Consider the following 5,213-nt stretch of genomic DNA (forward strand, 5'->3'; position numbering starts at 1 on the left):
GCAAGAGATAGATTGCATGGCCTCATCTTTACATACCCAAATGAATTACATCTTCGAAAACAACTCGGAGATATTTATTATAAATTACAATATCCAGAAATGGCTGGACGTTACTGGTATCTAGAAGAGCATAAAACAGATATTATGCATGAATCATGTTTATTATTTGAAAAATCAATGGGAAATAGTCCTCATCATATTGCACGTGCTTTAAAGTTTAAAGGCGATTCTAACCATATAAAAGGTTTGTATAAAGATCAACCTTTATCTTTAGTGCAGAAGAAAGTAGCAGAGGAGTTAATTTATGAGTATAAAGAAACATGGAAAGATAAGCTAGTTCCTTTTGGCTGTCTAGCATTGCTTGCTTCCCTTCTCTTTTCTGCCGTTGTTGGTCTATTCACTATTTGGAATTGGATTTTTTAATCACAGGGGGAATTTTCACATGTCAAACTACGCTAAAGAAGAAAGGCTAACAGGGGGAAACGTCTCAAGCGTATATCGTTCTAAAAATACTGTTCGGCGAGAGTTAAAGCCAGGCAGTGAAAAGATTCATAAGCTATTGCAACATTTAGAAAACAAAGGATTTCATTATGCTCCAAAGTTTTTAGGTGTAGATGAAAAGGATAGAGAGATTTTATCCTTTATTGAAGGAGAAGCTGGCAATTATCCTTTAAAAGAATATATGCGATCTAATGATGTATTAAAAGAAATAGCAAAGATGCTCCGCCTTTACCATGATGCTGTAAGTGATTTTCCGTTATTAGCTGATTGGAAACCGATGGATCATACTCCAAATAACATTGAGGTTTTATGTCACAATGATTTTGCCATATATAACATTATTTTTAATAATAAGAAGCCAGTAGGGATTATTGATTTCGATGTTGCTGCTCCTGGTCCAAGACTATGGGATATCGCTTATACACTCTATACTTGTGTGCCTTTAAGTAGAGTGTATTATACTGAATCCGGTGAAGCCGTTCATTATGACTCATCGCAACATGCAGATCGTATTAAAGAGAGAGTGAATTTGTTCGTTCAGTCCTATGATAAAAATATGGATGAAGATTACTTAGGAATGGTGTTGCTTCGATTAGAAGGGTTATGTACATATATGAAACGAAAAGCTCAAGAAGGCGACTTGAATTTCCAAAGAATGATCGATGAAGGGCATCTAGAGCATTATGAGAAAGATATGAAGTTTATTCGTGATCATAGGGCTGAGTGGAGTTGATTTAGTAATAAAGAAAAGTTAGTATCGTTTTTTGCCGACAACTCAATCTCTCTTTTCGAATCGTTTAGAAAATAACAAAGGGCACCTTTCAAAAAGGTGCCCCTTCCTTTTATTTCGTAAACTGTGCTTCTTCCGTAGATCCTTTTAACGCTGTCGTTGATGAAGTTCCGCCTGTAATCACTTGTGCCACTTCATCAAAGTAACCTGTTCCTACTTCGCGTTGATGACGTGTTGCAGAGTAGCCATGTTTTTCAGCTGCGAATTCTGCTTGTTGTAGTTCAGAGTATGCTGCCATGCCGCGCTCTTTATAGCCACGTGCTAGTTCAAACATACCGTAATTTAATGAATGGAATCCAGCAAGTGTTACGAATTGGAACTTGTAACCGTAAGATGCGATTTCCTTTTGGAAGCTTGCAATTGTTTTTTCATCTAGTTTTTGTTTCCAGTTGAATGAAGGTGAGCAGTTATATGCAAGTAGCTTCCCTGGATGCTCCTTATGAATTGCGTCCGCAAATCGTTTTGCATCTTCTAAATTTGGTTCTGACGTTTCACACCAAACGAGGTCTGCGTACGGTGCATACGCTAAACCGCGCGCAATTGCTTGATCAAGACCTGCATTCGTACGGTAAAATCCTTCTGGTGTTCTTTCTCCTGTAATAAATGCTTTATCAACAGGATCAATATCGCTCGTAATTAAATCAGCTGCATCCGCATCTGTTCTTGCAACGATAATTGTCGGCACTCCCATTACATCTGCTGCAAGGCGTGCAGAAATTAAATTGCGTACTGCTGTTTGCGTTGGTAGTAATACTTTTCCGCCTAAATGGCCACATTTTTTCTCTGAAGATAATTGATCTTCAAAATGCACACCTGATGCACCTGCTTCAATCATACCTTTCATCAGTTCGAATACATTTAATTGCCCACCAAATCCAGCTTCTGCATCTGCTACAATCGGTACGAAATAGTCTGTATCATCGCTTCCTTCCATATGCTGAATTTGATCCGCACGTTGAAGCGTTTGATTAATTCGTTTTACTACAGCAGGTACGCTGTTCGCTGGATATAAACTTTGGTCTGGATACATATGCCCAGAAAGGTTTGCATCAGCTGCTACTTGCCAACCACTTAAGTAAATCGCTTTTAACCCAGCTTTTACTTGTTGCATCGCTTGGTTTCCTGTTAATGCGCCAAGTGCGTTAATATAGTCTTCTGTATGAAGCGATGTCCAAAGCTTCTCAGCACCACGACGCGCTAACGTATGTTCAATATCAATTGACCCGCGCAGGCGAATTACATCTTCTGCCGAATATGGACGTGTGATCCCTTTCCAACGCTCATCTAATTCCCAGCTTTCTTGTAACTTCTCGATTCTTTCGTTTTTCATTTGTTCCATCCCCTTTTCATTTTTTATAAAATTTCATAACCCGGTAATGTTAAAAATGGTACGAATTCATCATTTCGAACGAGATTTGTAAACAACGTTGTCGCCTCTTGGAATCTCCCTTTCTTAAAGGCTTCCTTACCAATCTCTCTTTCTATTTTTGCTAATTCTTCTTCTTTTAATTCTTCCATTAATTCAAGCGTAATATTACGACCATCATTTAGTTTTCCACCTTCATGACGAATCCATTGCCATACTTGTGCTCTTGAAATTTCAGCTGTTGCCGCATCTTCCATTAAGTTATAAATGGGTGCTGCTCCCCGTCCGCTTAACCAAGATGCAATATATTGAATACCTACGCTAATATTCATGCGAAGGCCCTCTTCTGTAATCGTTCCCACCGGTACCTCTAGTAAATCACTTTCTGTTACACATATTTCTTCACGTTTTCTAAAAATTTGATTTGGTGTTTTCATAATGTGATTAAACACTTCCATTGCAACCGGTACAAGTCCAGGGTGGGCAACCCAAGTCCCGTCATGACCGTCTAAAGCTTCGCGTTCCTTATCAGCACGCACTTTTTCAAAAGCTGCTTCATTTGCTTCTGGATTATTTTTAATCGGAATTTGTGCCGCCATTCCTCCAATTGCTGGTGCATTACGGCGGTGACATGTTTGAATTACTTTCAAAGAATACGAACGCATAAATGGTGCCGTCATCGTGACTTGTGCTCTATCTGGTAGTAAGAATTTATTATGATTACGGAAACTCTTTAAAAAGCTAAAAATATAATCCCATCTTCCGCAGTTTAAGCCAGCAGAATGATCTTTTAGCTCATACAAAATTTCATCCATTTCAAACGAAGCGTGAATCGTTTCCAGTAACACAGTTGCTTTAATCGTTCCATTTGGAATGCCGATATATTTTTGAGCAAATACGAATACATCATTCCATAATCTCGCTTCTAAATAACTTTCCATTTTCGGTAAGTAAAAGTATGGGCCGCTCCCTTTTGCTAAAAGAGTTTTCGCATTATGGAAAAAGTACAAGCCGAAGTCTACTAAGCTACCCGACATATTTTTCCCATCAACTTGCATATGCTTTTCCTCTAAATGCCATCCTCTTGGACGTACAATGAGTACAGCTGTTTTCTCATTTAATCTATATTCTTTCCCTTTATCATTTTCATGTGAAATCGTTCCCTTTACTGCATCTCGTAAATTGATTTGGCCTTCCACTGCATTTTCCCAAGTTGGTGAATTCGAATCTTCAAAATCCGCCATAAAAAGATGCGCTCCTGAATTTAAAGCGTTAATGACCATCTTTCTATCTACCGGTCCAGTAATCTCTACACGGCGATCCTCTAAGTCTTTTGGCAGCTTGGCAATTGTCCAATCCGCTTCACGTATGTGTTTTGTTTCTTCTAGAAACTTCGGAAACTCCCCTGCATCAATTCTCTTTTGTTTTTCTACACGTTTTTGTAAAAGTTCTATGCGGCGCTCATTAAAATTCTCATGTAGTTCCTTCAAAAAACTAAGCACCTCAGGTGTCAATATTTCGCTGTACGCTGGTAACATTTCTCCAACGAGTGTAACCCGTGAAGTTTGCGTCGACATATTAGCATCCCCTTCTTAAACTGTTTTATAACAGATTTGATTTCATGTTTTATATTATATAACAAATCTTCAGAAAAGGAAGTTTTTTTTGAAAATTCATTTCGTTTTTTTTCAAAACGCCATTCTTTCGCGCTTTATTTCATACAAAAAAGGCCGCTGTTATACAACAACGACCTTTTTGTATTATTTTTGAATTTCACTTTGACTAGTTAAACTTTATTACTGCCCTTGTTCCATATCATGCAATATTGCTCTATGTAAAAACTGTGCGTATTGTTCTCTCGTTACCTTCATAGACGGACCGAATTTACCTTCTCCGATTCCCATTGTAATACCATTTGTTTGTACTGCACTAATTGCATTCGTTGCCCATGAATTTGCTGAAACATCATTAAAGTTATGAGATCCCTTTGCCTGTAGGTCAAAAGCATTCGTAAGAACTTGTGCCATTTCCGCACGCGTTAACGTCGCCTTCGGTCTAAAGTTTCCATTCTCGTCTCCCTGGAAAATTCCGATTTCCGTTAGAGCCAATATCTCCTCAATAAAGCTTGTTGAATTTTCATCGATATCTCCATATGGGTTTTCATATTCATCTTGTTCTTCCATATCAAACACACGGTAAATTAAAGCTGCAACTTGCTCACGTGTTACATTATCCCCAAAACCGAATATTCCATCGCCATATCCCAAAATTATTTCTTGTTCCGCTAATTCATGAATTGCCTCATATGCCCAATGTCCTTTTGGTACATCTTTAAATACAATTGTATTTGCTTTTTGCAACGGTGCACTTTCCGCTTTTACACTATTACTCTCTGCTGAGAATAACACCCCACCCATAATTGTTAATGCTGTAGCTGTTTTTAATAATTTTTTGCTCATCAAATTATCTCCCCAATATGTATATGTTTTTTTAAAAATATACAGAATAAATGGTATAGTGACAATATATTTTTCGACACATTTCGTGACGGTTTTG

Annotated in this window: 5 protein-coding genes; 2 read left to right on the top strand and 3 right to left on the bottom strand. The window is 37.9% G+C overall.

From position 1 onward, the window contains the following. Together ACQGS6_RS22435 and ACQGS6_RS22440 are read left to right on the top strand one after the other, a co-directional pair. Positions 1-423, top strand: a 423-nt coding sequence (locus ACQGS6_RS22435; RefSeq protein WP_426965629.1) for a DUF6584 family protein, incomplete at its 5' end; no start/stop codon positions are given. A 19-nt stretch (positions 424-442) separates the two neighbouring features. After that, positions 443-1,234 carry a phosphotransferase gene (locus ACQGS6_RS22440; protein WP_025967003.1) on the top strand — a complete coding sequence of 264 codons (792 nt, stop codon included), beginning with the start codon at positions 443-445 and terminating at the stop codon, positions 1,232-1,234. A gap of 109 nt (positions 1,235-1,343) precedes the next feature. Here the strand turns inward: ACQGS6_RS22440 and aceA are convergent, their stop codons facing one another. From aceA to ACQGS6_RS22455, 3 genes are all read right to left on the bottom strand, one after another. After that, positions 1,344-2,621 carry an isocitrate lyase gene (gene aceA / locus ACQGS6_RS22445; protein ID WP_000787346.1) on the bottom strand — a complete coding sequence of 426 codons (1,278 nt, stop codon included), beginning with the start codon at positions 2,619-2,621 and terminating at the stop codon, positions 1,344-1,346. 23 nt (positions 2,622-2,644) lie between these two features. After that, a complete protein-coding gene (aceB, locus tag ACQGS6_RS22450) occupies positions 2,645-4,234 on the bottom strand; it encodes a malate synthase A (RefSeq protein ID WP_025967002.1) in 1,590 nt (529 codons plus the stop codon). 219 nt (positions 4,235-4,453) lie between these two features. Next, the gene (locus ACQGS6_RS22455; RefSeq protein WP_000038560.1) at positions 4,454-5,116 is read right to left on the bottom strand and encodes an S-layer homology domain-containing protein; all 663 of its coding nucleotides are present in this window, start codon (positions 5,114-5,116) and stop codon (positions 4,454-4,456) included. Positions 5,117-5,213 lie beyond the last annotated feature (97 nt).

The organism is Bacillus sp. GMs2/2 (assembly GCF_050172095.1).
Lineage (GTDB): Bacteria > Bacillota > Bacilli > Bacillales > Bacillaceae_G > Bacillus_A > Bacillus_A cereus.

Coding starts and splice junctions, on each gene's coding strand:
- ACQGS6_RS22440 (WP_025967003.1), top strand. CDS start 443: ATGTCAAACTACGCTAAAGAAGAAAGGCTAACAGGGGGAAACGTCTCA.
- aceA (WP_000787346.1), bottom strand. CDS start 2,621: ATGAAAAACGAAAGAATCGAGAAGTTACAAGAAAGCTGGGAATTAGAT.
- aceB (WP_025967002.1), bottom strand. CDS start 4,234: ATGTCGACGCAAACTTCACGGGTTACACTCGTTGGAGAAATGTTACCA.
- ACQGS6_RS22455 (WP_000038560.1), bottom strand. CDS start 5,116: ATGAGCAAAAAATTATTAAAAACAGCTACAGCATTAACAATTATGGGT.